This window comes from Rhizobium sp. P44RR-XXIV (assembly GCF_001999485.2).
Taxonomy (GTDB): domain Bacteria; phylum Pseudomonadota; class Alphaproteobacteria; order Rhizobiales; family Rhizobiaceae; genus Rhizobium.
In genome coordinates, this window is sequence record NZ_MPVZ02000028.1 from 631,855 (window position 1) to 657,306 (window position 25,452).

General features: G+C 60.1%; 21 protein-coding genes and 2 pseudogenes. 18 read left to right on the forward strand and 5 right to left on the reverse strand.

What is annotated here, in order from left to right; all coding sequences use genetic code 11:
- Position 1 precedes the first annotated feature (1 nt).
- Entirely contained in the window at positions 2-916 is a 915-nt protein-coding gene (locus tag BSK43_RS20145; protein ID WP_077472689.1) for a flagellar biosynthetic protein FliO, read from the reverse strand.
- Positions 917-1,206: 290 nt separating this feature from the next.
- Between BSK43_RS20145 and BSK43_RS20150 the strand changes: the two are divergent.
- Together BSK43_RS20150 and trpS are read left to right on the forward strand one after the other, a co-directional pair.
- A pseudogene (locus BSK43_RS20150) lies at positions 1,207-3,824 on the forward strand (response regulator).
- A 215-nt stretch (positions 3,825-4,039) separates the two neighbouring features.
- Complete coding sequence (trpS, locus tag BSK43_RS20155) at positions 4,040-5,059, forward strand: tryptophan--tRNA ligase (RefSeq protein ID WP_077472736.1); 1,020 nt, start codon at positions 4,040-4,042, stop codon at positions 5,057-5,059.
- A 17-nt stretch (positions 5,060-5,076) separates the two neighbouring features.
- Here the strand turns inward: trpS and BSK43_RS20160 are convergent, their stop codons facing one another.
- Positions 5,077-6,003, reverse strand: coding sequence for a pseudouridine-5'-phosphate glycosidase (locus BSK43_RS20160; protein WP_068387315.1), 927 nt, complete (start codon positions 6,001-6,003; stop codon positions 5,077-5,079).
- Between the two features lie 46 nt (positions 6,004-6,049).
- A complete protein-coding gene (locus BSK43_RS20165; protein ID WP_077472691.1) occupies positions 6,050-6,994 on the reverse strand; it encodes a carbohydrate kinase family protein in 945 nt (314 codons plus the stop codon).
- A 239-nt stretch (positions 6,995-7,233) separates the two neighbouring features.
- Between BSK43_RS20165 and recA the strand changes: the two genes are divergently transcribed.
- The 4 genes and pseudogenes from recA to BSK43_RS20185 all read left to right on the forward strand — a co-directional run bounded on the left by recA (position 7,234) and on the right by BSK43_RS20185 (position 12,630).
- On the forward strand, positions 7,234-8,319 hold the full coding sequence (gene recA / locus BSK43_RS20170; protein WP_077472692.1) for a recombinase RecA: 1,086 nt from the start codon (positions 7,234-7,236) through the stop codon (positions 8,317-8,319).
- Between the two features lie 172 nt (positions 8,320-8,491).
- Positions 8,492-11,148 (forward strand): annotated as a pseudogene (gene alaS, locus BSK43_RS20175) (alanine--tRNA ligase).
- 68 nt (positions 11,149-11,216) lie between these two features.
- On the forward strand, positions 11,217-11,690 hold the full coding sequence (locus BSK43_RS20180; protein WP_077472693.1) for a hypothetical protein: 474 nt from the start codon (positions 11,217-11,219) through the stop codon (positions 11,688-11,690).
- 88 nt (positions 11,691-11,778) lie between these two features.
- On the forward strand, positions 11,779-12,630 hold the full coding sequence (locus BSK43_RS20185) for an AraC family transcriptional regulator (RefSeq protein ID WP_077472694.1): 852 nt from the start codon (positions 11,779-11,781) through the stop codon (positions 12,628-12,630).
- Positions 12,631-12,675: 45 nt separating this feature from the next.
- Here the strand turns inward: BSK43_RS20185 and BSK43_RS20190 are convergent, their stop codons facing one another.
- Positions 12,676-13,302, reverse strand: coding sequence for a glutathione S-transferase family protein (locus tag BSK43_RS20190; RefSeq protein ID WP_077472695.1), 627 nt, complete (start codon positions 13,300-13,302; stop codon positions 12,676-12,678).
- Positions 13,303-13,420: 118 nt separating this feature from the next.
- Positions 13,421-14,635 (reverse strand): NADP-dependent isocitrate dehydrogenase, encoded by a 1,215-nt coding sequence (locus BSK43_RS20195; RefSeq protein ID WP_077472696.1) that lies wholly within the window; start codon positions 14,633-14,635, stop codon positions 13,421-13,423.
- 285 nt (positions 14,636-14,920) lie between these two features.
- Here BSK43_RS20195 and BSK43_RS20200 point away from each other — a divergent pair, with 285 nt between their 5' ends.
- From BSK43_RS20200 to BSK43_RS20255, 12 genes are all read left to right on the forward strand, one after another.
- Entirely contained in the window at positions 14,921-15,439 is a 519-nt protein-coding gene (locus tag BSK43_RS20200; protein WP_136687249.1) for a hypothetical protein, read from the forward strand.
- Positions 15,440-15,552: 113 nt separating this feature from the next.
- Entirely contained in the window at positions 15,553-16,395 is an 843-nt protein-coding gene (locus BSK43_RS20205) for an RNA methyltransferase (protein WP_077472697.1), read from the forward strand.
- The gene (murI, locus tag BSK43_RS20210) at positions 16,376-17,176 is read left to right on the forward strand and encodes a glutamate racemase (protein WP_077472698.1); all 801 of its coding nucleotides are present in this window, start codon (positions 16,376-16,378) and stop codon (positions 17,174-17,176) included. The genes BSK43_RS20205 and murI overlap by 20 nt, the downstream gene beginning before the upstream one ends.
- 2 nt (positions 17,177-17,178) lie before the next feature.
- Entirely contained in the window at positions 17,179-17,643 is a 465-nt protein-coding gene (locus BSK43_RS20215) for a GNAT family N-acetyltransferase (RefSeq protein WP_077472738.1), read from the forward strand.
- Positions 17,644-17,724: 81 nt separating this feature from the next.
- Complete coding sequence (locus BSK43_RS20220; protein WP_077472699.1) at positions 17,725-18,870, forward strand: alpha-hydroxy acid oxidase; 1,146 nt, start codon at positions 17,725-17,727, stop codon at positions 18,868-18,870.
- A 129-nt stretch (positions 18,871-18,999) separates the two neighbouring features.
- Entirely contained in the window at positions 19,000-20,517 is a 1,518-nt protein-coding gene (locus BSK43_RS20225) for an ATP-binding protein (protein WP_077472700.1), read from the forward strand.
- An 85-nt stretch (positions 20,518-20,602) separates the two neighbouring features.
- Positions 20,603-20,938, forward strand: coding sequence for a hypothetical protein (locus tag BSK43_RS20230; RefSeq protein WP_077472701.1), 336 nt, complete (start codon positions 20,603-20,605; stop codon positions 20,936-20,938).
- A gap of 3 nt (positions 20,939-20,941) precedes the next feature.
- Positions 20,942-21,766: a nucleotidyl transferase AbiEii/AbiGii toxin family protein gene (locus tag BSK43_RS20235; RefSeq protein WP_169055433.1), complete on the forward strand. Its 825-nt coding sequence runs from the start codon at positions 20,942-20,944 to the stop codon at positions 21,764-21,766.
- 224 nt (positions 21,767-21,990) lie between these two features.
- Complete coding sequence (rpsD, locus tag BSK43_RS20240; RefSeq protein ID WP_068387281.1) at positions 21,991-22,608, forward strand: 30S ribosomal protein S4; 618 nt, start codon at positions 21,991-21,993, stop codon at positions 22,606-22,608.
- A gap of 71 nt (positions 22,609-22,679) precedes the next feature.
- Positions 22,680-23,609 carry a glutaminase gene (locus BSK43_RS20245; RefSeq protein ID WP_068387988.1) on the forward strand — a complete coding sequence of 310 codons (930 nt, stop codon included), beginning with the start codon at positions 22,680-22,682 and terminating at the stop codon, positions 23,607-23,609.
- Positions 23,610-23,669: 60 nt separating this feature from the next.
- Positions 23,670-24,551 (forward strand): tRNA 2-thiocytidine(32) synthetase TtcA, encoded by an 882-nt coding sequence (gene ttcA / locus BSK43_RS20250; protein ID WP_077472702.1) that lies wholly within the window; start codon positions 23,670-23,672, stop codon positions 24,549-24,551.
- Between the two features lie 68 nt (positions 24,552-24,619).
- Positions 24,620-25,447, forward strand: a complete 828-nt coding sequence (locus BSK43_RS20255; protein ID WP_077472703.1) for an inositol monophosphatase family protein — start codon at positions 24,620-24,622, stop codon at positions 25,445-25,447.
- Positions 25,448-25,452 lie beyond the last annotated feature (5 nt).

Below are 25,452 nucleotides of genomic sequence, written 5' to 3' on the forward strand. Positions count from 1 at the left end.
CTTATTTGTCGCGGCTGACGCTCATTTCACCGAAGATACGTGCAACTTCCTTCTGAAGCGCATTGTCAGCTCCGGTCATCGGGGCAAGTTCAGGGTCGACACGCTGCGCCGGGCCGGGCTGGGATGCAACTGGCGTGACGGCCGGCTGCTGCTGGACCTGGCGCTGCGGTGCAACGTTTGGAATGATCCGTTCCGCCGTCAGGTTCTTCGACATTTCCGCTTCCAGAACGCGTTGGAAGTCGTTGCCGGTTTCCGCTGGACGTGGCGATTCGATGGTCGGCTCGATGGGAGCTGCGCGCGCCGGTTGCGCCGGCAGGACGACCTGGCGTGCGGCGTCCAATATGTCGGCGGCTTCCGCCTCGGTAATTGCGGGTGCGGGTGGCTGTACGCGCTGAGGCGGTGCAACTGCGGGCTGGGGGGGGCGTTCAGCTGGGCGCGCCATTGGTGCTGGCGTGGCCGCAACGGTCGGCTCTGCGCGCAGATAGGCTTCGACCTTGTCTTCAACGGTCTGCGGGCGTTGCGGAAGCGCGGCGAGAGGGCTGTGGAGTTCTTCGACCTTTTTCCGTGACTGCGGCCGGTCCTCGAGTGCCGTGGGGGCTTCGAGCGGTGTCGATGTTCCTGCCCGCGCGGGATCGGAGATACCGGATTCGATGACGATATCCGTGGGGCCACCAATCATGATCAAGTGCTCGACGCCATCGCGCCGGACAAGCACAAGACGGCGACGTGCATCGACGGCTGCCGCATCCAGCACCTGCAGGCGCGGCTGGCGATTCTTGCCGCCGCGCACGAAGGGAGACGGCGCCCGATTGCGCAAGACCCAAAGAATGCCGATCAGCACGAGGAGGGCGATGCCAACCCCGCCGGCTGCGAGAAAGAAACGGCTGCCATAGGCTCCGGCGATGTCGTCCAACATGTCGAGATACTCCGTATTTGTCCCCGATGTCGCGGCCTGCGCGCAACTACGCCGGGGTAGATGCTTTGACCTTGGCCTTCCTATGCGGCGATCATATGGACAGGATCATAGCGGATACAAGATGCGATTGTAGCCTGTTGCGCTGTCTTGCCTGTGAATTCAAGCCTTTCTGGCCCGGCAAAGCTTTTTGCTGATGATGCAAATTGCTAAAGAAGATTCGAAAGGTCCGACTCCGGCGATCCGTAACGTGTATCACATGTCGCGAGGAGAACGGCGGAGACGAGGGGTTTATGACGAAGCAGCGTCCGTCCGACGAGTATAGCGTGCCGCTGGTGGATCGCGGGGTTCGTTCCGGCACTGTGCTGCGCATCATGCTGCTTGCGCTGGTGCTTGTCGCCGCCGCCGCCGCCTTCGTCGTGTTCAAGAGCCAACTTGATAATGAAGCCGTGCTCGGTGGCCTGGGCATTCTCGCCATGGTCGGCATCTTCTTCCTGGTGTCCTCGATCATCGGCTTTGTCGAGGTCATGCCGCAGCCGCAATCCGACAGTCTGGCGCGCTCGTTTCTGAACAGCCATCCGGATGGAACGCTGATTACCGACGAGAAGGGCCGCATCGTCTATGCTAATGCCGCCTATGGCAGGCTGACCGGCGCTACCAAGGCGACCGAAGTGCAGTCGCTGGAGACACTGTTGTCGCGCAACCGTGAATCCAACGAAGCGTTGTACCGCCTCGCCAACGGCTTGCGCGACGGCAAGGAAGGATCGGAAGAATTCCGGCTTCTGAAGCCGCTCGGTCCTTTCAATGGGATCGGGCAGACAGCCCATTGGTATCGATTGAAAGCGCGGGTATTGCAGCCGGAGCAGGGCGGCAGCACGGCGCTGCACATCTGGCAGATTACGGATATCACCTCAGAGCGTGACGATCAGGAGCGCTTCTTCAAGGAGCTTCAGAACGCGATCGACTATCTCGACCACGCGCCGGCCGGCTTTTTCTCCGCCGGCCGCAAGGGCGAAATCTTCTATCTCAATGCTACGCTGGCGGAGTGGCTGGGCTTCGACCTGACAAAGTTCGTGTCGGGGTCGATGACTATCCGCGATCTCGTCGCCGGCGAAGGGCTGGCGCTGATCCAGTCCGTCCAGGCCGAGCCCGGATTGAAGAAGACGGTGACGCTCGATCTCGATCTCAGGCGCTCGAATGGCCAGAGCCTGCCGGTACAGATCGTCCACAGCGTCACGTCGATGCGCGATGGCGCCCCAGGCGAAAGCCGCACCATCGTCCTGACACGCCAGAACGGCGGCGACACCGAGCAATCGGCTTCTGCTGCTGCGATGCGCTTCAGCCGGTTCTTCAACAATACGCCGATGGCGATCGCTTCCGTCGATGGTGCCGGCCGCATTCTGCGGACCAATGCGCCGTTCCTGAAGCTCTTCTCGGATCTGGTATCGCGCGACGACATCGAACGTGGCGCGGCTCTGGAGACAGTCGTCAACGACAGCGACCGCTCGCGCCTGCATCAGGCGCTGGCGGCTGCCAAGGATCGGCAAGGCGATATTCCTCCGATCGATTCCCGTAATCCCAAGGATGACACCCGGCATTTCCGCTTCTATATCAACGCCGTGATCGACCAGACCGACGAAGCGCCGGAAGAGGCTGCGATCGTCTATGCCGTCGAAGTGACCGAGCAGAAGGCGCTCGAGACGCAGATGGCGCAGACGCAAAAGCTCAATGCAGTGGGCACGCTTGCCGGCGGCATCGCGCATGACTTCAACAACGTACTGACGGCGATCCTGCTCTCTTCGGATCACTTGCTGCTGCAGGCACGGCCTTCCGACGCCAGCTTTGCGGATCTGATGGAAATCAAGCGCAACGCCAATCGTGCGGCTGTGCTGGTGCGGCAGTTGCTCGCCTTCTCGCGCAAGCAGACCATGCGGCCGTCGATCCTCAACCTGACCGACGTGATCGGCGATCTCCGCATGCTCGTGGACAGGCTGCTATCTGGCACCCATGTCAAGCTGGATGTCGACTATGGCCGCGACCTCTGGCCCGTCAAAACCGATCTTTCGCAGTTCGAGCAGGTTCTCATCAACCTTTGCGTCAATGCGCGCGACGCCATGCCGGGCGGCGGTACGCTGACGCTGCGCACCCGCAATCTCCTGGCCGCGGATGTCAGCGCCTTCAACTATGCCTATCTGCCGCATGAGGACATGGTTCTCGTCGAGGTCAACGATACCGGCACGGGTATCGCGCCTGAAATCATGGACAAGATCTTCGAGCCCTTCTTCACCACAAAGGAAGTAGGCAAGGGCACGGGCCTCGGCCTGGCGATGGTCTATGGCATCATCAAGCAATCGGGCGGCTACATCAATCCGGAGTCGGAAGTCGGCAAGGGAACGACGTTCCGCATTTTCCTGCCGCGCCACATGGTCGACCCGGCTGTCGCCGCCGAAGCGAAGGCAGCGGAAAGCCGTGGCGTCACGGCGATGGATCAGAGCGTCGCAACGGCGGCACCGGCTGAAGAGCCGGCGGATCTGACCGGCAAGTCTGCCGTCGTGCTGCTGGTCGAGGACGAGGAAGCCGTGCGTCGCGGCGCGGCAAGCGCATGCTCGAGACACGCGGCTATACCGTCTATGAGGCGGGCTCCGGTGTCGAGGCGTTGGAAATCATGGACGAGCTTGACGGTCAGGTCGACGTCGTCGTCTCCGACGTCGTCATGCCGGAAATGGACGGCCCGTCGCTATTGCGTGAGCTGCGCAAGAAATATCCGGATATGAAGTTCATCTTCGTCTCGGGCTATGCGGAAGATGCGTTTGCCCGCAATCTGCCGGCCGACGCACAGTTCGGCTTCCTGCCGAAGCCTTTCTCGCTGAAGCAGCTTGCGGTCGTTGTGCGGGAGACGCTGGACCGATAGGCGAATTTTTCCGGTCGATATTGCCGATGCCGTCGCATCGGTGATATCAACCGCGCATGATCGACCTTGCCAAGCGCATTTGCCAAATGTGGTGGCGCTCCTTCTAGGAGCGGCAGTCGTCATTTTACGAAATCGACCCTTGCCGCCGTGATCCGGCAGGCATGGTCATTTCCCTTTTCCTTCCCGATGGCGGCGGCTCCTTTTACGGAGCAAAAATGTCTTCCTCTATCGATACACGTCCCGTCATATTGACGGGCGACAGAACCACCGGTCCACTCCATCTCGGTCACTACGCAGGGTCGCTGAAGAGCCGCGTCGCACTTCAGCGCTCTCATCGACAATTTCTATTGCTGGCGGATACGCAGGCGTTGACCGACAATGCCCATGATCCGGAAAAAGTCCGCCGCAACGTTCTCGAAGTCGCCTTCGACTATCTCGCCGTCGGCATCGATCCGTTGGAGACGACGATCTGCCTGCAGTCTGCGCTGCCGGCACTGGCGGAACTGACGCTGCTCTATCTGAATTTCGTGACGGTCAGCCGTCTGGAGCGCAATCCGACGATCAAGACCGAAATCCAGCTGCGTGGCTTCGAGCGTGACGTACCTGCCGGCTTCCTCTGCTATCCGGTGGCCCAGGCGGCCGATATCACCGCCTTCAGGGCGACGGTCGTGCCTGTGGGCGAAGATCAGGCGCCGCTGATCGAGCAGACTAACGAGATCGTCCGCCGCCTCAACCGGCAGGTCGGTCGCGATATTCTTGTCGAAGCCGAGGCCATGATACCCGCCGTGGGCCGGCTGCCCGGCGTCGATGGCAAGGCGAAGATGAGCAAATCGCAGGGCAATGCCATTTCGCTTTCGGCCTCGCCGGACGAAATAACCGATGCCGTGCGGCGCATGTATACCGATCCCACGCACCTGCGTGCCAGCGATCCCGGCAAGATCGAGGGAAATGTGGTCTTTACCTATCTCGACGCCTTCTGCGATGATGGGCAGCTCTTGGAAGACTTGAAGGAACGATACCGGCGCGGCGGCCTGGGCGATATCACCGTCAAGAGACATCTGGAGGATATTCTGCAGGCGTTGCTTGCGCCGATCCGCGAGCGCCGCGCCCGATATGCCGCCGAGCCGGGCTATGTGCTGGACATATTGCGCGAGGGGACCCTCAAGGCAAGGGAGAGGACGGAGGCAACCCTTGCCGAATTGCGGGCCGCCCTTGGCCTGTTCACATTGACCTAGGGCGGCTGCGGCTTTGTTTATTCCGCCAGAGCGACGGCGATTTCGGCACCGAGACGTGCATTGTTCTCGACGAGAGCGATGTTGGTCTTGAGGCTGCGGCCATCGGTAATGTCGAAGATGGTGCTGAGCAGATACGGGGTCACGGCTTTGCCGGCGATCTCGTCGCGCTCGGCACTGTCGAGGGCGCGCTGGATGTAGATTTCCATTTCCTCGCTCGGAATTTCGTCGGCTTCCGGCACCGGATTGGCGATCAGCATGCCGCCATCGATGCCGAGCTGTTCGCGGGTCGTCTGGAAATTGGCGATTGCGGCCGGGCTATTGAGCGTCAGCGGGCTCGGCAGGCCGGAGGAACGCGACCAGAAGGCCGGGAATTCGGCGCTGCCATAGGTGACGACGGGCACGCCGCGGGTTTCCAGAACTTCCAGCGTCTTCGGAATATCGAGGATCGCCTTGGCGCCGGCGCAGACGACGATGACGCCGGTGCGGGAGAGCTCTTCAAGGTCAGCCGAAATATCGAAGCTTTCTTCGGCACCGCGATGGACGCCGCCGATACCGCCGGTGGCGAAAACCTTGATGCCGGCGCGGGCGGCGGCGATCATCGTAGCGGCAACCGTGGTTGCACCGGTGCGGCGCTCGGCGATCGCGAAGGCGAGATCGGCACGCGATACCTTCATCGCGCCCTCAGTCTTGGCAAGGGCTTCCAGCTCTTCGGGCTCGAGGCCGATATGCAGCGTGCCATGGATGACAGCGATGGTTGCAGGCACGGCGCCTTCCTGGCGAATGATCGCTTCGACGCTGCGGGCCATCTCGATATTGCCGGGGTAGGGCATGCCATGGGTGATGATGGTCGATTCCAGCGCGACGAGCGGCGCGCCGCGCATCTTGGCGGCGGCGACTTCCTTCGAATAGGCGATCGGAAGCAGTGGCGAGATAGGCTTGGTCATTGTCGTGTCCAATTGACTGAAACAGGATAGGCGAGTGAAGCGAGCTTCATGACAGAATAGCGGCCTCGGGAACAAGGGCCAACATCGACTTTAGAAGCTCGGGCGAGAGATTTTCGGCCGTTGCCAAGGGTGATTGCACGGTGATCGCGGCCGCGGCAGCGCCATGGCGCACGGCTTCGGCAAGATCATGACCGGCAAGCAGCGCGGATAAAACGCCGGCCGCAAGGGAATCTCCCGCACCGGTGACATCAGCGACGTCCTGGACGATAGGCGGGTGCAGGCTGACGACGGCATCACGCGAAAACGCGATCAACTCGCGCTTGCCACGGGTAATGACGCCGTTGCGCAGACCGAGCGCGCGCAATCCGCTGACCCATTCCAGAGGATCCTCCGGACGGCTCTCGGTGAGCGCCGCGGCCTCGGCTTCATTGAGAAAAAGATGATCGATGCCGGCAAGGCTCGATTTCAGCCTGATAACCTTGGCCGGTGAGATCGCGATGGCGGCGACGGGCTTGCGGCAGGCAGACGCCCTTGCTGCAATCGCAGCCAAGGTTTCGGCCGGCAGATTGGCGTCGCAAAGAACAAGGTCCGTTGCGGCGAATGCATCGCGAACGGCGCGAATCGCCAGCCGCCTGGGCACAAACAGCTGATAGAGTTCCATATCGGCAAGCGCGATCACCAGATTGCCGTCGCGTTCGAGGATCGCGGTGTAGCTCGGCGTCTTGCGGTCGAGGAAGACGAAGGGCGTATCCTCGATGCCGGCATGGCTGGCCGCCTCCGCAACCATCTCACCGGAGGGGTCGCCGCCTCGGGGAGAGATCAGCCGGACATCGAAGCCGAGACGGGCAAGATTGCGCGCCGCATTGAAGCCACCGCCGCCCGGCTCCTCGAACCATGCGCCCGGATTGCTGGCGCCCGGCGCCGTCTCGCCGAAGATGCGGCCACGACGGTCGACATGTGCGCCGCCAAGAACGAGAATCTTCTTCGCCATATGGTTTTCCTCAGCGATCAAAAAGGCGAATCGGGCCGGTCGCCAATATGCTGGAACCCATTGCCTCCGGCGGGTAAGTGTCTGGGAAGAAAGGAGAAAACAAAAGTAGAACGGAATTCATTTTATCTTTTTCTTTCAATCGCTTGTTGTGCTCTTGTGAAAAGAGAACAAATAGAGTACACAATTCTCATCGGCGGCGACATTGCTAGAGCGGCTTCAATAACCTAAAGGTGGATCGAATGTCTCAGAATTCTTTGCGGCTTGTAGAGGACAAATCGGTGGATAAAAGCAAGGCACTTGAAGCGGCACTCTCTCAAATTGAGCGGTCGTTCGGCAAGGGCTCGATCATGAAGCTCGGTTCCAACGAGAACGTGGTCGAAATCGAAACGGTTTCCACGGGCTCGCTGAGCCTCGATATTGCCCTTGGCATTGGCGGCTTGCCGAAGGGGCGTATCATCGAAATCTATGGGCCGGAAAGCTCGGGTAAGACGACGCTGGCGCTGCAGACCATTGCAGAGGCCCAGAAGAAGGGTGGCATCTGCGCCTTCGTCGACGCGGAACATGCACTCGATCCGGTCTATGCCCGCAAGCTGGGCGTCGATTTGCAGAACCTTCTGATCTCGCAGCCGGATACCGGCGAGCAGGCGCTTGAAATCACCGACACGCTGGTGCGCTCCGGCGCCGTCGACGTTCTCGTCGTCGACTCGGTTGCTGCCTTGACGCCGCGCGCCGAAATCGAAGGTGAAATGGGCGACAGCCTGCCGGGCCTGCAGGCTCGTCTGATGAGCCAGGCGCTGCGCAAGCTTACGGCTTCGATCTCGAAGTCCAAGACCATGGTGATCTTCATCAACCAGATCCGCATGAAGATCGGCGTCATGTTCGGCTCGCCGGAAACGACGACCGGCGGTAACGCGCTGAAGTTCTATGCCTCGGTTCGCCTCGATATCCGCCGCATCGGCGCGGTCAAGGAGCGTGAAGAGGTCATCGGCAACCAGACGCGCGTCAAGGTCGTCAAGAACAAGATGGCGCCTCCCTTCAAGCAGGTCGAATTCGACATCATGTATGGCGAAGGCGTCTCCAAGACCGGCGAGCTGGTCGATCTCGGCGTCAAGGCCGGCATCGTCGAAAAATCCGGTGCCTGGTTCTCCTACAACAGCCAGCGCCTTGGCCAGGGCCGCGAAAATGCGAAGCTCTTCCTGCGCGACAATCCGGATCTCGCCCGCGAGATCGAACAGTCACTGCGCCAGAATGCCGGCCTCATCGCCGATCGCTTCCTGCAGAATGGCGGTCCGGACGCCGATGATGGCGATGCTGCCGCTGAATAGCGGTTTGGCGGGCCGATCCAGGCTTTGATTTAAGACCGAAAACCGAAACCGGCCGCATTGTCCAAGGGATGTGCGGCCGGTTTTGTTTGTGCGGCTGGACAGGGCCGGGAGCGAACGATAAAAGCCACTGACTTTGATGCAAGTTGCCGAGCGCAGTACTGAAGGGCCTCATATGAGCGGTGTGAATGAAATCCGGTCGACCTTCCTCGACTATTTTAAGAAAAACGGCCACGAGATCGTGCCGTCGAGCCCGCTCGTCCCGCGCAACGATCCGACATTGATGTTTACCAATGCCGGCATGGTGCAGTTCAAGAACGTGTTCACCGGCCTGGAGCAGCGTCCCTACAAGACGGCTTCGACGGCGCAGAAATGCGTGCGCGCCGGCGGCAAGCACAACGACCTCGACAATGTCGGCTATACGGCCCGCCATCACACCTTCTTCGAAATGCTCGGCAATTTCTCCTTTGGCGATTATTTCAAGGAGCGGGCCATCGAGCTTGCTTGGAACCTGATCACCAAGGAATTCGGGCTCGACGCCAAGCGCCTGCTGGTCACGGTCTATCACACCGATGACGACGCCTTTAACCTCTGGAAGAAGATCGCCGGCCTTTCAGACGACAAGATCATCCGCATCCCGACCAGCGATAATTTCTGGGCGATGGGCGATACCGGCCCGTGCGGTCCCTGTTCGGAAATCTTCTACGACCATGGCGACCATATCTGGGGCGGGCCTCCCGGCTCTCCGGAAGAAGACGGTGATCGTTTCATCGAGATCTGGAACCTCGTCTTCATGCAGTTCGAGCAGATCACCAAGCAGGAGCGGGTCGACCTGCCGCGCCCGTCGATCGACACCGGCATGGGCCTCGAACGCGTTGCCGCAGTTTTGCAGGGCAAGCACGACAATTACGATATCGACCTGTTCCGCGCGTTGATTGAGGCCTCAGAAGAGGCGACAGGTGTAAAGGCCGAGGGCGAGCATCGCGCCAGCCATCGTGTCATCGCCGACCACCTGCGCTCCTCCGCTTTCCTGATTGCCGATGGCGTTCTGCCGTCGAATGAAGGCCGTGGCTACGTACTTCGCCGCATCATGCGCCGCGCCATGCGTCACGCGCAGCTGCTCGGCGCCAAGGAGCCGTTGATGTGGCGGCTGCTGCCGGCGCTGGTCCAGCAGATGGGCCGCGCCTATCCCGAGCTGGTGCGCGCCGAGGCGTTGACTTCAGAGACGCTGAAGCTTGAGGAAACACGTTTCCGCAAGACGCTGGAACGCGGCCTCTCGTTGCTGAACGACGCTACCTCGGAGCTGCACAAGGGCGACAGCCTGGACGGCGAAACCGCCTTCAAGCTCTACGACACCTATGGCTTTCCGCTTGACCTGACGCAGGACGCCTTGCGCGCCCGCGCATCGGCGTCGATATCTCCAGCTTCACCGATGCGATGGAGCGGCAGAAGGCCGAGGCACGCTCGCACTGGACCGGCTCCGGTGACAAGGCGACCGAAACCATCTGGTTCGAGCTCAAGGAAAAGAACGGCGCTACCGAATTCCTCGGCTACGACACGGAATCCGCTGAAGGCGTCATTCAGGCGATCGTTAAGGATGGTGCCACTGTCGACAGCGCTTCGGCTGGCGACAAGGTGCAGATCATCGTGAACCAGACACCATTCTATGGCGAATCCGGCGGTCAGATGGGCGATACCGGCGTCATCTCCGGCGACAGCGGCAAGCTGGCGGTGAGTGACACCCAGAAGAAAGGCGAGGGCCTTTTCGTCCATATCGCCGAGGTTTCGGACGGTACGATCAAGGTCGGCGACGCCGTCGTGCTGACGGTCGATCACGCAAGGCGCTCGCGCTTGCGCGCCAACCATTCCGCCACCCATCTGCTGCATGAAGCCCTGCGCGAAGTGCTGGGCACCCATGTCGCGCAGAAGGGCTCGCTGGTTGCACCTGAGCGCCTGCGCTTCGACGTTTCCCATCCGAAGCCGATGACGGCCGAGGAACTGAAGGTCGTCGAAGAGATGGCCAACGAGATCGTGCTGCAGAATTCTTCGGTTACGACCCGCCTTATGAGTGTCGACGACGCGATTGCCGAAGGCGCGATGGCGCTGTTCGGCGAGAAGTATGGCGACGAAGTGCGCGTCGTGTCCATGGGGCAGGGCGTGCATGGCAGCAAGGCCGGCAAGCCCTACTCAATCGAGCTTTGCGGTGGCACGCATGTGTCCGCTACCGGTCAGATCGGCCTCGTCCGCATCCTCGGCGATAGCGCCGTCGGCGCTGGCGTACGCCGCATCGAAGCCGTTACCGGCGAATCCGCGCGTAGCTATCTTGCCGAGCAGGACGAGCGCGTGAAGAACCTCGCCTCGACGCTGAAGGTCCAGCCGGCCGACGTCGTTTCCCGCGTCGAAGCCCTGATGGACGAGCGCCGCAAGCTGGAGCGTGAATTGGCCGATGCCAAGCGCAAACTCGCCATGGGCGGCGGCCAGGCCGGTTCTGCCGATGCGGTTCGCGAGGTCAATGGCATCAAGTTCCTCGGCAAGGCCATTTCCGGCGTCGATCCCAAGGATCTCAAGGGTCTGGCGGATGAAGCTAAGGCAGGCCTCGGCTCGGGCGTGGTCGCACTGATCGGTGTTTCCGAGGATGGCAAGGCTAGCGCCGTCGTCGCCGTCACCGAAGACCTGATCGGCCGCGTAAGCGCCGTCGATCTCGTGCGCGTTGCGTCAGCTGCCCTCGGCGGCAAGGGCGGCGGCGGCCGTCCCGACATGGCGCAGGCCGGCGGCCCCGATGGTGCCAAGGCCGACGAGGCACTTGAGGCGGTTGCTGCAGCTCTCGCTTAAGGGTTGCGATTCTGCTAGGTTGGGCCATTGGCCCAACCTACTTCGGCAATGCAGGATTTCAACGCCCGATGAAGTTCTATCGTTCCCGCTCTTTTAGTTTCTGGATGGCTGCCGGCTCCGCGCTTTTTGTTGCGTGTTCTGTTTGGATCATAGGCAAAAGTTATCGCAGTGAAGCAATGGGCAGTTTTGATTTCTTCATGGGGGTTTCGGGCGGTGCTTTCTTTCTTTTAACAGCTTTTTTCTGGCTCTGCGCTGCGATGCGCGAGCAACCCGATCTCGATTTCTCGCCGGAAGGATTGATCGTCCTCGATTTTGCTAATCAGCGTATTCCCTGGGGTGAGATTACTGGCGCCGCTGTTTATATGGAACGCATGGTGAGGTTGGAGATTCAAGAAGCCTTTGCGCAAAAATTGAACCGCACATGGGTGGCGAAAATTCAGGGGCTATTCTACGGCAAAGCCATCTTTTTCATTGCGACAAGCGGTATGGGCCTGTCCCCCGCAAAGCTGGTTACTCTCATCAAACTCCGCGGAGCAGATTGAGCTTTCACATCCGCCATTCTCAACTCCGCAGGATTTGTCAAATCGGGTTATGGTCTTGTCGGGCCGATCGGTTTGCAAGAGGTTTGACATGAATGGTGGAACGGCGTGGACGCTTTACGAGACCCGGTTGCGGCGGGTTTCGGCCTATATCCATGAGCATCTGGATGAAGAGCTCGATATGGAAAAGCTCGCCGAAATTGCCTGCATGTCCAGCTATCACTGGCACAGGATTTATCGTGCGATCTATGGCGAGACGGCGGCGGCCACGGTCAAGCGGCTGCGGCTGCATCGTGCCGCCGGCGATCTCGTCAACACCCGTCTATCCATCAGCGACATTGCAAAGCGGTCGGGCTATCCCAACCTCCAATCGTTCAACCGTATCTTCAGATCCGTCTACGGCATGCCGCCGGCGCGATATCGGAATGAGGGAAGCCATACGATCTTCGAACCCAGCACCCAAGGAAGGATCACTGTTATGTTCGACGTTACGCTTCGCACCATTTCGCCTATGTCACTCGTCGGTGTCGCCCATCGCGGCTCCTACATGCAGATCGGCCAGGCTTTCGAAACCCTGTTCGGCACCATCTTTGCCCGCGGCCTTGCCGGGCCGGACATGCGCATGATCGGCGTCTATCTCGACGATCCCGATGTCGTCGAGGCGGACAAGCTGCGCTCCGTCGCCTGCGTCACCGCCAACGAGGGAATGGCGGCCGAGGCGCCGCTGGAGCGCCGCTCGCTCGATGGCGGCGAATATGCCGTGCTGCGCCACAAGGGACCCTATGCAAACATGCACAAGGCCTATCAGTGGCTCTATGCGCAATGGCTGCCGGCATCAGGCCGACAGCTGCGCGATACGGTCATGTTCGAGGAATATATCAACAATCCGCGCGACGTGCCGCCGACGGAGCTGTTGACCGACATCTACATGCCGCTGCAATAGCAGGCTTCGTCCTTTATGAGGAAGTTGGCATAAGCCATTGTCTTCTTAAGGGTTCGGCTTCTTTGGCATCGCTGCATTGTCGATGTCGTTGCCACGGCGGTAGGCGTCGCGGTCGCTCACACGGCTCCAATAGTCGATGAAGGCCGGGCGCTTTTCGATCGTCCCGAAATTCAGCGCGAAGCCTACATGCGAGCCGACATAAACGTCGGCGGCCGTGAAGCGGTCGCCGGCGATGAAGGGCGAGGTTGTGATCGCGTGCTCGATGGTGTCGAGCACATTTGTGAAGCTGCCGCAGCCGGCCATGCGCAGGCGTTCCGGCGGCACTTCGAAGCCAAGCGCACGGTTGGTGACCGCCATCTCGAATGGACCGGCCGCAAAGAACATCCAGCGGAAATAGCGGCCGCGTTCGGCTGCCGTCGGCGCAAGGCCGGCTTGCGGAAAGGTTTCTGCCAGATAGGCACAGATGGCCGCACCTTCGGTGACGATGGTATTGCCATGCCTGATGGCCGGCACCTTGCCCATTGGGTTCACCGAGAGATATTCGGGCGCCTTCATCGTCGTGCCATAGTCGAGATATTCGGTGCGATAGGGCTGGCCGGTCTCCTCCAGCATCCAGCGGGCGATGCGCCCGCGCGACATGGGATTGGTATAGAAAACGAGTTCTTCGGCCATCTCTCTCTCCCTTTGTTGGTCGCATTCTTGCCACTGCACGACCCCGGCGGCAAGATTTCCGGCAAAAGAAAACCCGGCGCTGAGGCCGGGTTTTCGCTAGTTCCAATCTTGGTGAGGCTTACGCAGCCATGGCCTTCTGGAGGTTTTCGTCGATCTTGTCGAGGAAAGCGGTGGTCGAGAGCCAAGGCTGGTCCGGGCCGATGAGCAGGGCCAGATCCTTGGTCATGAAGCCGGCTTCGACGGTATCGACGCAGACGGTTTCAAGCGTGGCGGCGAACTTGGCCAGTTCGGCATTGTCGTCGAGCTTGGCGCGATGGGCGAGACCACGGGTCCAGGCGAAGATCGAGGCGATCGAGTTCGTCGAGGTTTCCTGGCCCTTCTGGTGCTGGCGGTAGTGACGGGTCACCGTGCCGTGTGCGGCTTCGGCTTCGACCGTCTTGCCATCCGGCGTGAGCAGAACCGAGGTCATCAGGCCGAGCGAGCCGAAGCCCTGGGCAACCGTGTCGGACTGGACGTCGCCGTCGTAGTTCTTGCAGGCCCAGACATAACCGCCGGACCACTTCAGAGCGGAGGCGACCATGTCGTCGATCAGGCGGTGTTCGTAGGTGATGCCGACTTCGTCGAACTTCGCCTTGAATTCGCTCTGGTAGACTTCTTCGAAGATGTCCTTGAAGCGGCCGTCATAGGCCTTGAGGATGGTGTTCTTCGTCGACAGGTAAACCGGCCACTTGCGCATCAGGCCGTACATCATCGAGGCGCGAGCGAATTCACGGATCGATTCGTCGAGGTTGTACATAGCCATGGCAACGCCGGCGCCAGGAGCGTCGAAGACGTTCTTTTCAATGACCGTGCCGTCTTCGCCGACGAACTTGATGGTCAGCTTACCCTTGCCGGGGAACTTGAAATCGGTCGCGCGGTACTGGTCGCCGAAAGCGTGACGGCCGACGACAATCGGCTTCGTCCAGCCCGGAACCAGGCGCGGCACGTTCTTGCAGATGATCGGCTCGCGGAAGATGACGCCGCCGAGGATGTTGCGGATCGTGCCGTTCGGGCTCTTCCACATCTGCTTGAGGTTGAATTCCTTGACGCGGTCTTCGTCCGGCGTGATCGTCGCGCACTTGATGCCGACGCCGTGCTTCTTGATGGCGTTGGCGGCATCGACGGTGACCTGGTCGTTGGTCGCGTCGCGGTTCTCGACCGAGAGGTCGTAATAGTCGATATCGATATCGAGGTAGGGGTAGATCAGTTTGTCTTTGATAAACTGCCAGATGATGCGAGTCATTTCGTCGCCATCGAGATCGGCAACGGGGTTAGCGACCTTGATCTTCTTCATACTTCTGCCTCGTTTAAGCTGATGGGACCGGATGGTCCTGTGGTGAATGTGAAGTCCCGAGCGCTATAACACCGCAAGCCCGGAACGCAAAGCCGATAGAGCCCTCGACATCGCGTTTTTGATCATTCGCCGGATCACCTGCTTTTTACGATCGGGCCATTGCCAAAGCATTCGATGGGTCTAATGTCGCCGATGTTTTGCCTGCCGCAACGGAATCATATCATGCAGAAATTTGCTGTCTCCGCTCTCGCCTTCACGCTCTTTCACTTTTCCCTGGGCGCCCAGATGGCGCTGGCGGCTGATGCGACGGTCCCCGTCAAGGTCATTATGGATGCGACGGTCTCCAACTGGGCCGGCGGCGACAGCGACTGGCAGGATATTTTCGACGAAAGCAAGCTCAAGGAAGACTACAGCAAGGATTTCGCTGCGAAATATCAGGCTGCAGCCCAGTTTCCCGCAGCCGACGAGGATGGCATTTCGCCGTTCGACTATGACGTCATCGTCAATGCTCAGGACGCCTGTCCGCTGGAAGAGGTGAAGCTGGCTGCCCAGCCGCCGAGGGGCAATGTGACCGAGGTGCTGGCGACCTTCAAGAAATCCACCTGCATGGGCACCGATGCCGATTATCAGAAGGTGACCACGGTACGTTTCGAAGTCATCCAGGAAGCGGGAAAGCCCGTCATCGACGACATCGTCACGAACGACGACAATGGCAGCCCGAGCTCGCTGAAATCGGTCATGCAGGATCTGGTCAAGCAGCAACAACAACCTTCCGATCAGCAGAAGCCGGCCAACCCGCAATAGTTGGCGAGGTTTCATCGCGGCGCTAGCGCTCAAAAACCTTGCCGATTGCCGTCTCTCTCGCTATTCCGACCGTGATTTGCGCGATTAAGGTTCGCGCGCGGAGATAAAGCGTCATGGCAGGCACGAATAGCGAGCGTCAACTTCTGGCCGAAGGGCCGGCCGTCATTCTGGTCGAGCCGCAGATGGGCGAGAATATCGGCATGGTGGCGCGGGCCATGGCGAATTTCGGTCTTGCAGAGCTCCGTCTGGTCAATCCGCGTGACGGCTGGCCGAACGAACGGGCGCAGGCGACTGCCTCCAAGGCCGATCACATCATCGAGGCGACGAAGGTCTACGATACGCTGGAAGAGGCAATCGCCGATCTGAATTTCGTCTATGCGACGACGGCGCGCGAGCGCGACGGCTATAAGCCGGTCCGGTCACCTGTCGTGGCGGCTGAGACGCTTCGTGCGCGGTTCAAGGCGGGCGAGGGCACCGGCATCCTTTTCGGTAGGGAGCGCTGGGGCCTGACGAATGAGGAAGTGGCGCTGGCTGACGAGATCGTGACCTTTCCGGTCAATCCGGCCTTCGCGTCCCTGAATATCGCCCAGGCCGTGCTGTTGATGTCCTATGAGTGGATGAAGTCGGGCATGGAGGATGTTGCCGAGGTGCCTTTCCAGGCGATCGAGCAGCGGCCTTCCACGAAGGATCAGCTCTTTGGCCTGTTCGAACAGCTCGAGGAGGCTTTGGATGCCCGTAATTATTTCCATCCCGCCGGGAAAAAGCCGAAAATGGTCGACAATCTCCGGGCTGTCCTGTCGCGCAGGGCGTTTACCGAACAGGAAATCAGCGTGCTGCGCGGCGTGATCTCGTCCCTCGACCGCTTCACGCGGAATGCTCCTCGCGGCAGCGGCTCGCATCCCCGGCCCTCCAAAACGCCCAAGGAAACCACGAACGATGACAGCAGCGGCGAATGAGCTGAAACCGGTTCTGGTCTTTGACTCCGGTATTGGCGGGCTGACCGTTTTGCGTGAGGCGCGGGTACTGATGCCGGAGCGCGGTTTCATCTATGTCGCCGACGATGCCGGCTTTCCCTATGGTGGCTGGGAGGAGCAGGCGCTGAAGGAACGCATCGTCGGTCTCTTCGAAAAGCTGCTTGTGCAGTATGATCCGGAAGTCTGCATCATCGCTTGCAACACGGCCTTTACGCTTGTCGGCGCCGATCTGAGGGCTGCCTTTCCAACGATGACGTTTGTCGGAACGGTCCCCGCGATCAAGCCGGCGGCGGAGCGCACCCGCTCCGGTCTGGTCTCTGTGCTGGCGACACCAGGCACCGTGAAGCGCGCCTACACCCGCGACCTGATCCAGTCCTTCGCCACCCAATGCCATGTCCGGCTTGTGGGATCGGAGAATCTGGCTCGTCTGGCGGAAGCGTATATTCGCGGCGATGCGGTTTCCGACGAGGCAGTGCTCACCGAGATCGATCAATGCTTCGTCGAGATGGATGGGCGCAAGACCGACATCGTTGTGCTGGCCTGCACGCATTATCCGTTCATGGCGAATATCTTCCGCCGGCTGGCGCCATGGCCGGTCGACTGGCTGGATCCCGCTGAGGCAATTGCGAGGCGTGCGCGCAGCCTGGTTCCACAGGTGGCCGACGCCGTTCACCCCGATAATTTCGACTTTGCAATGTTCACCTCCGGCGCGCCGGATTTCCCGACCCGGCGGTTGATGCAGGGTTTTGGACTGAAGGCTTGATGATGACTGACACAATATCGTTGCGTAAACTCGATCGCGTGGACATGACGGCAGCAGCGGCCGTTCATCGCGCCTCCTTCGACGAGCGCCTTCCGACGCTCTCCGGACTGCACACACCGGAGGAGGATGTCGGCTTCTGGAGTGCCGTTGTGTTCAAGGATTGCCAGATCTGGGGCGCGGAAGAGGATGGCCGGCTCGTGGGCGTCATTGCTTTTCTGGAGGATTGGATCGATCAGCTCTACGTTCTGCCTGAAGCTCAAGCTAGGGGCATCGGCAGCCGATTGCTCGATGTCGCCAAATCGGCCTATCCGGTGCTCTCGCTCTGGACATTCCAGAGAAACGAGCCTGCGCGCCGTTTTTACGAAAAGCACGGCTTCTTCGTGGTTGACGAGTCGGACGGGGCAGGCAATGAGGAGAGGGAGCCGGATGTGCTTTACAAATGGGAAGCACGACTGCACCGACTTTAAGTCGGACGGAGCGGCGGATATTGGGAGATCGATATTTGATGTCTTTTGAAAATGGTTGCAGTTTGATCGTCGAGGCAAGCCATGCGCCTGCGTGACTGCCATAACTTTCATGATTTCCGCGCTCTGGCAAAGGGCCGGCTTCCCGGTCCGATCTTCAATTATATCGATGGCGCTGCCGACGACGAAGTGACGCTTCGGCGCAACACTGCGAGTTTCGAGAGCTGCGATCTCGTGCCGAACGTTCTTCGTGGCGTCAGCGAGATCGACATGTCTGTCACCGTCATGGGGCAAAAGCTCGCCACACCCTTCTATTGCTCGCCGACGGCCCTGCAGCGGCTTTTCCATCATCAGGGCGAGAATGCGGTTGCGGCGGCAGCGGCTTCGCTCGGCACGATGTTCGGCGTCTCGTCGCTCGGCACCGTCAGCCTTGAGGAAATCCGCAAGAAGCATGCGGGGCCGCAGGTCTACCAGTTCTATTTCCATAAGGATCGTGGCCTGAACCGGGCGATGATGGAGCGGGCGAAGGAAGCCGGCGTCAACGTGATGATGCTGACCGTCGACAGCATCACCGGCGGCAATCGCGAGCGCGACCTGCGCACCGGATTTTCCATCCCGTTCAAGCTCAATCTCGCCGGTCTCACGCAGTTTGCCATCAAGCCCGCCTGGGCGCTGAACTACGTCACCCACGAGAAATTCCGTCTTCCACAGCTCGATGAGCATGTGGACATGAGTGGCGGCGCCATGTCGATCGGCAAGTATTTCACCGAGATGCTTGACCCATCGATGAACTGGAACGACGTCGCCGAAATGGTGAAGCATTGGGACGGTCAGTTCTGCCTGAAGGGCATCATGTCGGTCGAGGACGCCAAGCGTGCCGTCGATATCGGATGCACCGGCATCGTGCTTTCGAACCATGGTGGCCGGCAATTGGACGGCTCGCGGTCGGCATTCGATCAACTGGCCGAGATCGTCGATGCCGTCGGTCACCGTATCGATGTCATGATGGATGGCGGCATCCAGCGTGGTACACACGTGCTGAAGGCCCTGTCGCTCGGCGCCAAGGCGGTTGGTCTCGGCCGCTTCTACCTCTATCCGCTGGCCGCTGCCGGTCAGGCGGGCGTCGAACGCGCGCTCAAGCATTTGCGCACCGAGATCGAGCGGGACATGAAGCTGATGGGCTGCACCTCCGTCAGCCAGCTGTCGCGGGCAAATCTGCGGTTTCGCTGACATCGCGATTGCCTGTGGGTTTTTTCAATCCACGGGCGCGAAGCTTGGAAATCTTTGCTAGACGGAGGCGCGTCCTTTCAGAAAGATAGGACGCATCCGCATTTGATTCTTGATCATAGGGGAAGTGCATTGCAGGTCGGCATCGACATGGGAACGGCGTCCGGCGGGACCAGCGCCCAGCTCGATATCGAGGAGCTGCTGGCGACTCGTCTCCTGGTACAAGGCAATTCTGGTTCCGGGAAGTCGCATCTGCTGCGACGCCTGCTGGAACAATCCGCGCAATGGGTGCAGCAGGTCATCATCGATCCGGAAGGCGATTTCGTCACATTGGCCGATAAATTCGGGCACGTCGTCGTCGATGGCGAACGCACAGAGGCCGAGCTTGCCGGCATCGCCAACCGCATTCGCCAGCATCGTGTGTCCTGCGTGCTGACGCTCGAAGGGCTCGATATCGAGCAGCAGATGCGTGCCGCTGCCGCCTTCCTCAATGGCATGTTCGATGCCGATCGCGAATTCTGGTATCCGGTGCTTGTCGTGGTCGACGAGGCCCAGATGTTTGCGCCGTCTGTGGGCGGCGACGTCTCCGAAGACGCACGCAAGATGTCGCTGGGTGCCATGACCAACTTGATGTGCCGCGGCCGAAAGCGCGGTCTTGCCGGCGTCATCGCCACGCAGCGACTGGCAAAGCTTGCCAAGAACGTTGCGGCAGAGGCTTCCAACTTCCTGATGGGCCGCACCTTCCTCGATATCGACATGGCGCGTGCCGCCGACCTGCTCGGCATGGATCGCCGTCAGGCCGAAATGTTCCGCGATCTGAAGCGCGGCAATTTCGTAGCGCTCGGCCCGGCGCTGTCGCGGCGGCCATTGCCGATCACCATCGGTTCCGTCGAAACCTCGGCGCGTTCATCGAGCCCGAAGCTGATGCCGTTGCCGGATGCGCCGCAGGATGTAGAAGATCTGATCTTCACGCCGGACCCGGAAGAGTTTTCCAAGGCCATCGTGCGTCGTACAGCGCCTGCGCCGCGTCCGACGACCGACATTCTGGCCGAGCTTTCCCGTTCCGTGCCGGCGGCAAGTTCGGCTCCGGCCGAGCCGAGGGTCAGCCAGCCGGAACTATCGAGCGAAGATCGTGAGGCGAGGGTGGGCACCGTGCTCTCCGAAATCCTGGACGATCCGGCTTCGGGTTTTCGCACGGATTCGGTGCTCTATCAGGAGTTCCTCGTCCGGTTGCGCATGCGCCGCGTTCCCGGTGCGCCGATGAGCCTCTCGGAGTTCCGTCGCCGCGTGGCGATCGTACGTTCCGGCGCCGACGAAGCGATCATGGCGACCGATCAGTGGGCAACGGCTCTTTCGCTCTCCACGAGCGTCACTGATGATCTGCAGGGTGTCTTTTTGATGCTGGCCAAGGCGGCGATCGGCAGCGAGCCATGCCCATCCGATGCCCGTATCGCCCGCGCGTACGGCACGCATTCGGCGCGGCGTGCGCGTCGTCTGCTCAGTTATTTCGAGGAGCAGGGCAGCGTTGTCGTCCACACGGACTTCTCCGGCAAGCGCATCGTCGCTTTCCCGGATATGGGATGCCAGACTGTGCCGGGCGACGCCAATGCGCCTGATCTTGATGACGGCGAGCAAGCGGCGGCGGAATAGCCGAAACAAATCCTGCTCATTGACCCGTATCCGGGATACGCCTATATTCATCTCCGTAGCTATTCCTTGCTGCGGAGATGACCTTGTGGCCGTGCGTGACAGAATTCAGCGATATAAGGAAAGCGGTGGAGCATCCGACCTTGTGAGGGTGGAAGTTCTGGTTCCTGAGGCGCGGCGCGGCGAAATCCTCTCGCAGGCAGCGAGGATGCGAGCTGAACATCGGCAGAAGAAAGAGCGCCTTCAGCAGGATATTGATGAAGCACTGGTCCGCTACGGTACCCGCATTCTCGATAATATTGATCTGGATCGATTGCCGGACCAAATGCAAAAGGCAAAAGCAATAGCCAACGCTTTAATTGAGCGTGGGGACGCGCGTGCTTTTGTTCTCGGGCGCCGCATGCTTGGCGAAGTCGGGCAATAGGCGATGGCACTCACAAGCCTACAAAAACAGATCATGGCTTCCATCGCCAAGCACCGCTCAGAAACCAGCTATGTCGCCGGCGGCCTTGTGTTGAACATGAACTGGCCTCGTCTGTCCGACGATATAGACATTTTTCAAGATACCGATGAGGAAATCGGTCCCACAGCCGACCGCGACATGGAAACGTTAAGAGGCGACGGGTTTAACGTCTATGTCGAGGTGAACGTCTACGGATGCGTGGAGGCAGAGGTTTCCAAGGCACATGAGAGCACCCTCATTCAGTGGATGAGTGAATCTCGAATCCGCTTTTTTCCCCTCATTAGAGATCAGGAATGGGGTGCACGGCTCCATCCCGCAGATCTTGCGATAAACAAAGTACTGGCGGCATCAACCCGCACGAAGCCGCGGGATTTTGTCGACTTGCTAATGATCGATGAGAGGCTTTCTCCTTTGGGCGCGGTTGTCATGGCGGCCTCTGGAAAGCCGCCGCATTATTCTCCCGTCAAGATAATCGATGAAATCAGACGTAGGGGATTGTCGGTTTCAACCGAAGCATATGACTCCGTGAGGGGCCTTCCCATCGATTTCAAGGCCAGCGTCATCCGAGACAGGCTGGTCGAGGTTCTGAATAGAGCGGAGAGCTACATTCGCACGGCGCCAGCCGATATAGTCGGCCTGCTGGCGGTTGACCACCGAGGCATGCCTGTGCAGGTAACGACATTGAACGAAGCAGACGTGGTGTTTCGCAAGGCGACATCCGAGCCGGATTTGATGCCGTCTTTGCCGGATGTGCCAGAGGAGTGGCGAAGAATAGACGGAGCGGAATGAAACCACGCTTCTCGCCAATCCCGCTGTTGACATTTTCATGACGACCCCTTAGAGACCGCCTCAACGCCGGGCAGAAATGTCCGGTGTTTCATTTGACATGTCCCGTGGCTTTCTCCGTTCGCTAATGTGAGAAGCCTGTCAGAGCTCGAAAACGGAGTTCAGAGGAGGGCGTGTTTCCTTCGCGGTTCGGCAACGGGCCGCGGCAACGTTTGAAAGGAAATGCGATGAGCAAGCGCGAATCGTCCAAGTACAAAATTGACCGCCGTATGGGCGAGAACATCTGGGGTCGTCCGAAGTCCCCGGTAAACCGTCGCGAATACGGCCCGGGCCAGCACGGCCAGCGCCGCAAGGGCAAGCTTTCGGACTTCGGCGTGCAGCTGCGCGCCAAGCAGAAGCTGAAGGGCTACTACGGCGACCTGCGCGAGAAGCAGTTCCGCGCTATCTTCGCTGAAGCTGACCGCCGCAAGGGCGATACCTCGGAAAACCTGATCGGCCTGCTCGAATCGCGCCTCGACGCGATCGTGTACCGCGCCAAGTTCGTTCCGACCGTCTTCGCAGCGCGTCAGTTCGTCAACCATGGCCACGTCACGGTCAACGGCGTTCGCGTCAACATCGGTTCGTTCCGCTGCAAGGCTGGCGACGTCATCGAAGTTCGCGAAAAGTCCAAGCAGCTGGTCACCGTTCTGGAAGCGGTTTCTCTCGCTGAGCGCGACGTTCCGGACTACATCGAAGCCGACCACAACAAGATGGTTGCGACCTTCGCTCGCGTCCCGGCTCTTGCCGACGTGCCTTACGCCGTCGTCATGGAACCGCATCTGGTCGTCGAATTCTATTCGCGTTAATAAGCGGATATTCTTCTTGATGAATGGAAAAGCCGCTCCCTTCGAGCGGCTTTTTTGTCTTGGAGCGCTCTATGACCGATTTGCAGGCAGTTCTTGACGGCATCCATGCTGAGCTTTCGCCGCGCATCGGCGAAGGCAAGGTCGCCGATTATATTCCGGAGCTCGCCAAGGTCGATCCGAAGCAGTTCGGTATGGCGATCGCGACGGTCGACGGAGAGGTTCATAGTGTCGGCGATGCCGATGTAGCCTTTTCCATCCAGAGCATTTCCAAGGTGTTCATGCTGACGCTGGCGCTCGGCAAGGTCGGCGAAAGCCTATGGAAGCGCGTCGGACGCGAGCCGTCTGGCACCGCTTTCAACTCCATCGTCCAGCTCGAGCGTGAAGAGGGCATTCCCCGCAATCCCTTCGTCAATGCCGGCGCCATTGCCGTCAGCGATGTGGTGTTGTCAGGTCATGCGCCGCGCGAGGCGATCGGCGAGCTCCTGCGCTTCGTGCGCTATGTCGCCGACGATGAAACGATCACCATTGACGACAGGGTGGCGCGGTCGGAGACACAAACGGGTTTCCGCAATTTCGCGCTCGCCAATTTCATGCGTGCCTATGGCAATCTCGATCATCCCGTCGAGCACACGCTCGGCGTCTATTTCCACCAATGCGCTCTTTCGATGAGCTGCCAGCAGCTTGCCAAGGCGGGGCTCTATCTCGCAGCACGCGGCAGCAATCCGATCACAGGCCATTCGGTCGTCTCGCCGAAGCGGGCGCGACGCATCAATGCCTTGATGCTGACCTGCGGCCATTATGATGGCTCGGGCGACTTCGCCTATCATGTCGGCCTTCCCGGCAAGAGCGGCGTCGGCGGCGGCATTCTGGCCGTAGCGCCGGGCATCGGCTCGATCGCCGTGTGGTCGCCGGGCCTGAACAAGGTTGGCAATTCTCAGCTCGGCGCGGTGGCGCTGGAAATGCTCGCCGCGCGCACGGGCTGGTCGGTATTCGGCGATTGATGCGGTGTCTTCTTGCCGCGCTTTCTGCTATCAGCGTGGCAAGATACTGAGGACTATGGAATGAATATCGCAACGACGGTGATGGACGAAATCGATATCGAGGCTGAAGACGCCAGCTCCGGCGTGCATCCGATGTTTTTCGACGCGCCTCGGTCCGTCTCCTTCAACAAGCTCCGCAAGCGGCTTTTGCGGCAGGTGCGTCAGGCTCTGGAGGATTTCCAGATGCTGAAGGGGCAGAAGCGCTGGCTGATCGGCATTTCCGGCGGCAAGGATTCCTATGGGCTGCTGTCGCTGCTGCTCGACCTGAAATGGCGCGGTCTGCTGCCGGTGGATCTGATCGCCTGCAATCTCGATCAAGGCCAGCCGAACTTTCCGAAACATGTCCTGCCGGAATATCTGGCTAAGATCGGCGTCGAGCATCGTATCGAATATCGTGACACCTATTCCATCGTGAAGGAAAAGGTGCCTGAGGGTGCCACCTATTGTTCGCTCTGTTCGCGTCTGCGCCGCGGCAATCTCTATCGCATCGCACGCGAAGAGGGCTGCGATGCACTGGTGCTCGGACATCACCGCGAGGATATCCTCGAAACCTTCTTCATGAACTTCTTCCATGGTGGTCGTCTGGCCTCGATGCCGGCAAAGCTTCTGAACGACGAGGGTGACCTGATGCTGCTGCGTCCGCTCGCCTATGCCGCCGAAGACGACCTCGCCAAGTTTGCCGCCGCCATGCAGTTTCCGATCATCCCCTGCGATCTCTGTGGTTCGCAGGATGGTCTGCAACGCAACGCGATGAAGGACATGCTTGCCGATATCGAGCGGCGGATGCCGGGCCGCAAGGATACGATGCTGCGCGCGCTGGCGCATGTGAATCCTTCGCATCTGCTCGATCCCAAGCTCTTTGATTTCGCTGGTCTGATGACCGGGCAAACAGATACCAATTAGGCAGTTTTGCCACACCAGCGTCATCGAATCGGTCATAAGAGGAAGCCCTTTCAAAACAGAGGCCTCCGATGACCTTCTCCGATACGGACTTCGACTATCTGATGACGATCGTTGCCGAGGCGGCGGCGCAGGAAATCCTGCCGCGGTTCCGCAATCTGGATGACGCCGACATATCGGAAAAAACCTCGGCCATCGATCTGGTGACGGAGGCCGATCTCCTTGCCGAGAAGCATATCACCGCGGCGCTGAAGGCGCGCTTTCCAGGCGCTCTTATCGTTGGCGAGGAGGCCTATGAGGCCGATAAGTCGGTGGTATCGGCGTTAGCACATGCGGATTTGGCCTTTACCATCGATCCTGTGGACGGCACGTTCAATTTCGCGGCGGGACTGCCGGTGTTCGGCACGATCGTCGCCGTTGTCGCCAAGGGCAAGACCATTGCCAGCCTCATCTACGATCCAGTCCTTGGAGATAGCGTCACAGCCATGCGTGGTGCCGGTACCTTCCTGCGTCGGCAAACGGGACAGGCTAGGCGGCTTTCGGTTGCGGCGCCCGCTGCCCTCAGCGCCATGACCGGCGCGATATCCTGGGGGCATATGGATGAGCCGGAGAGGTCGCGCATCTGCGCCAATCTCGCAAAGACCCGCATGACGTTCTCGCTCAATTGCTCGGCTCATGAATACTGGATGGTGGCGTCAGGCAAATGGCATTTCATCGGCCATTCCAAGCTGATGCCCTGGGATCATCTCGCCGGCGTGCTGGCGCATCAGGAGGCCGGCGGCTATACGGCCAAATTCGACGGCTCACCCTACCGTCCCGGTGAAACGACCGGCGGCATTATCTCTGCGCCGGATAGGCATAGCTGGCAAACGATCCGCCGGGACATTATCGGCGACTGAAAGGA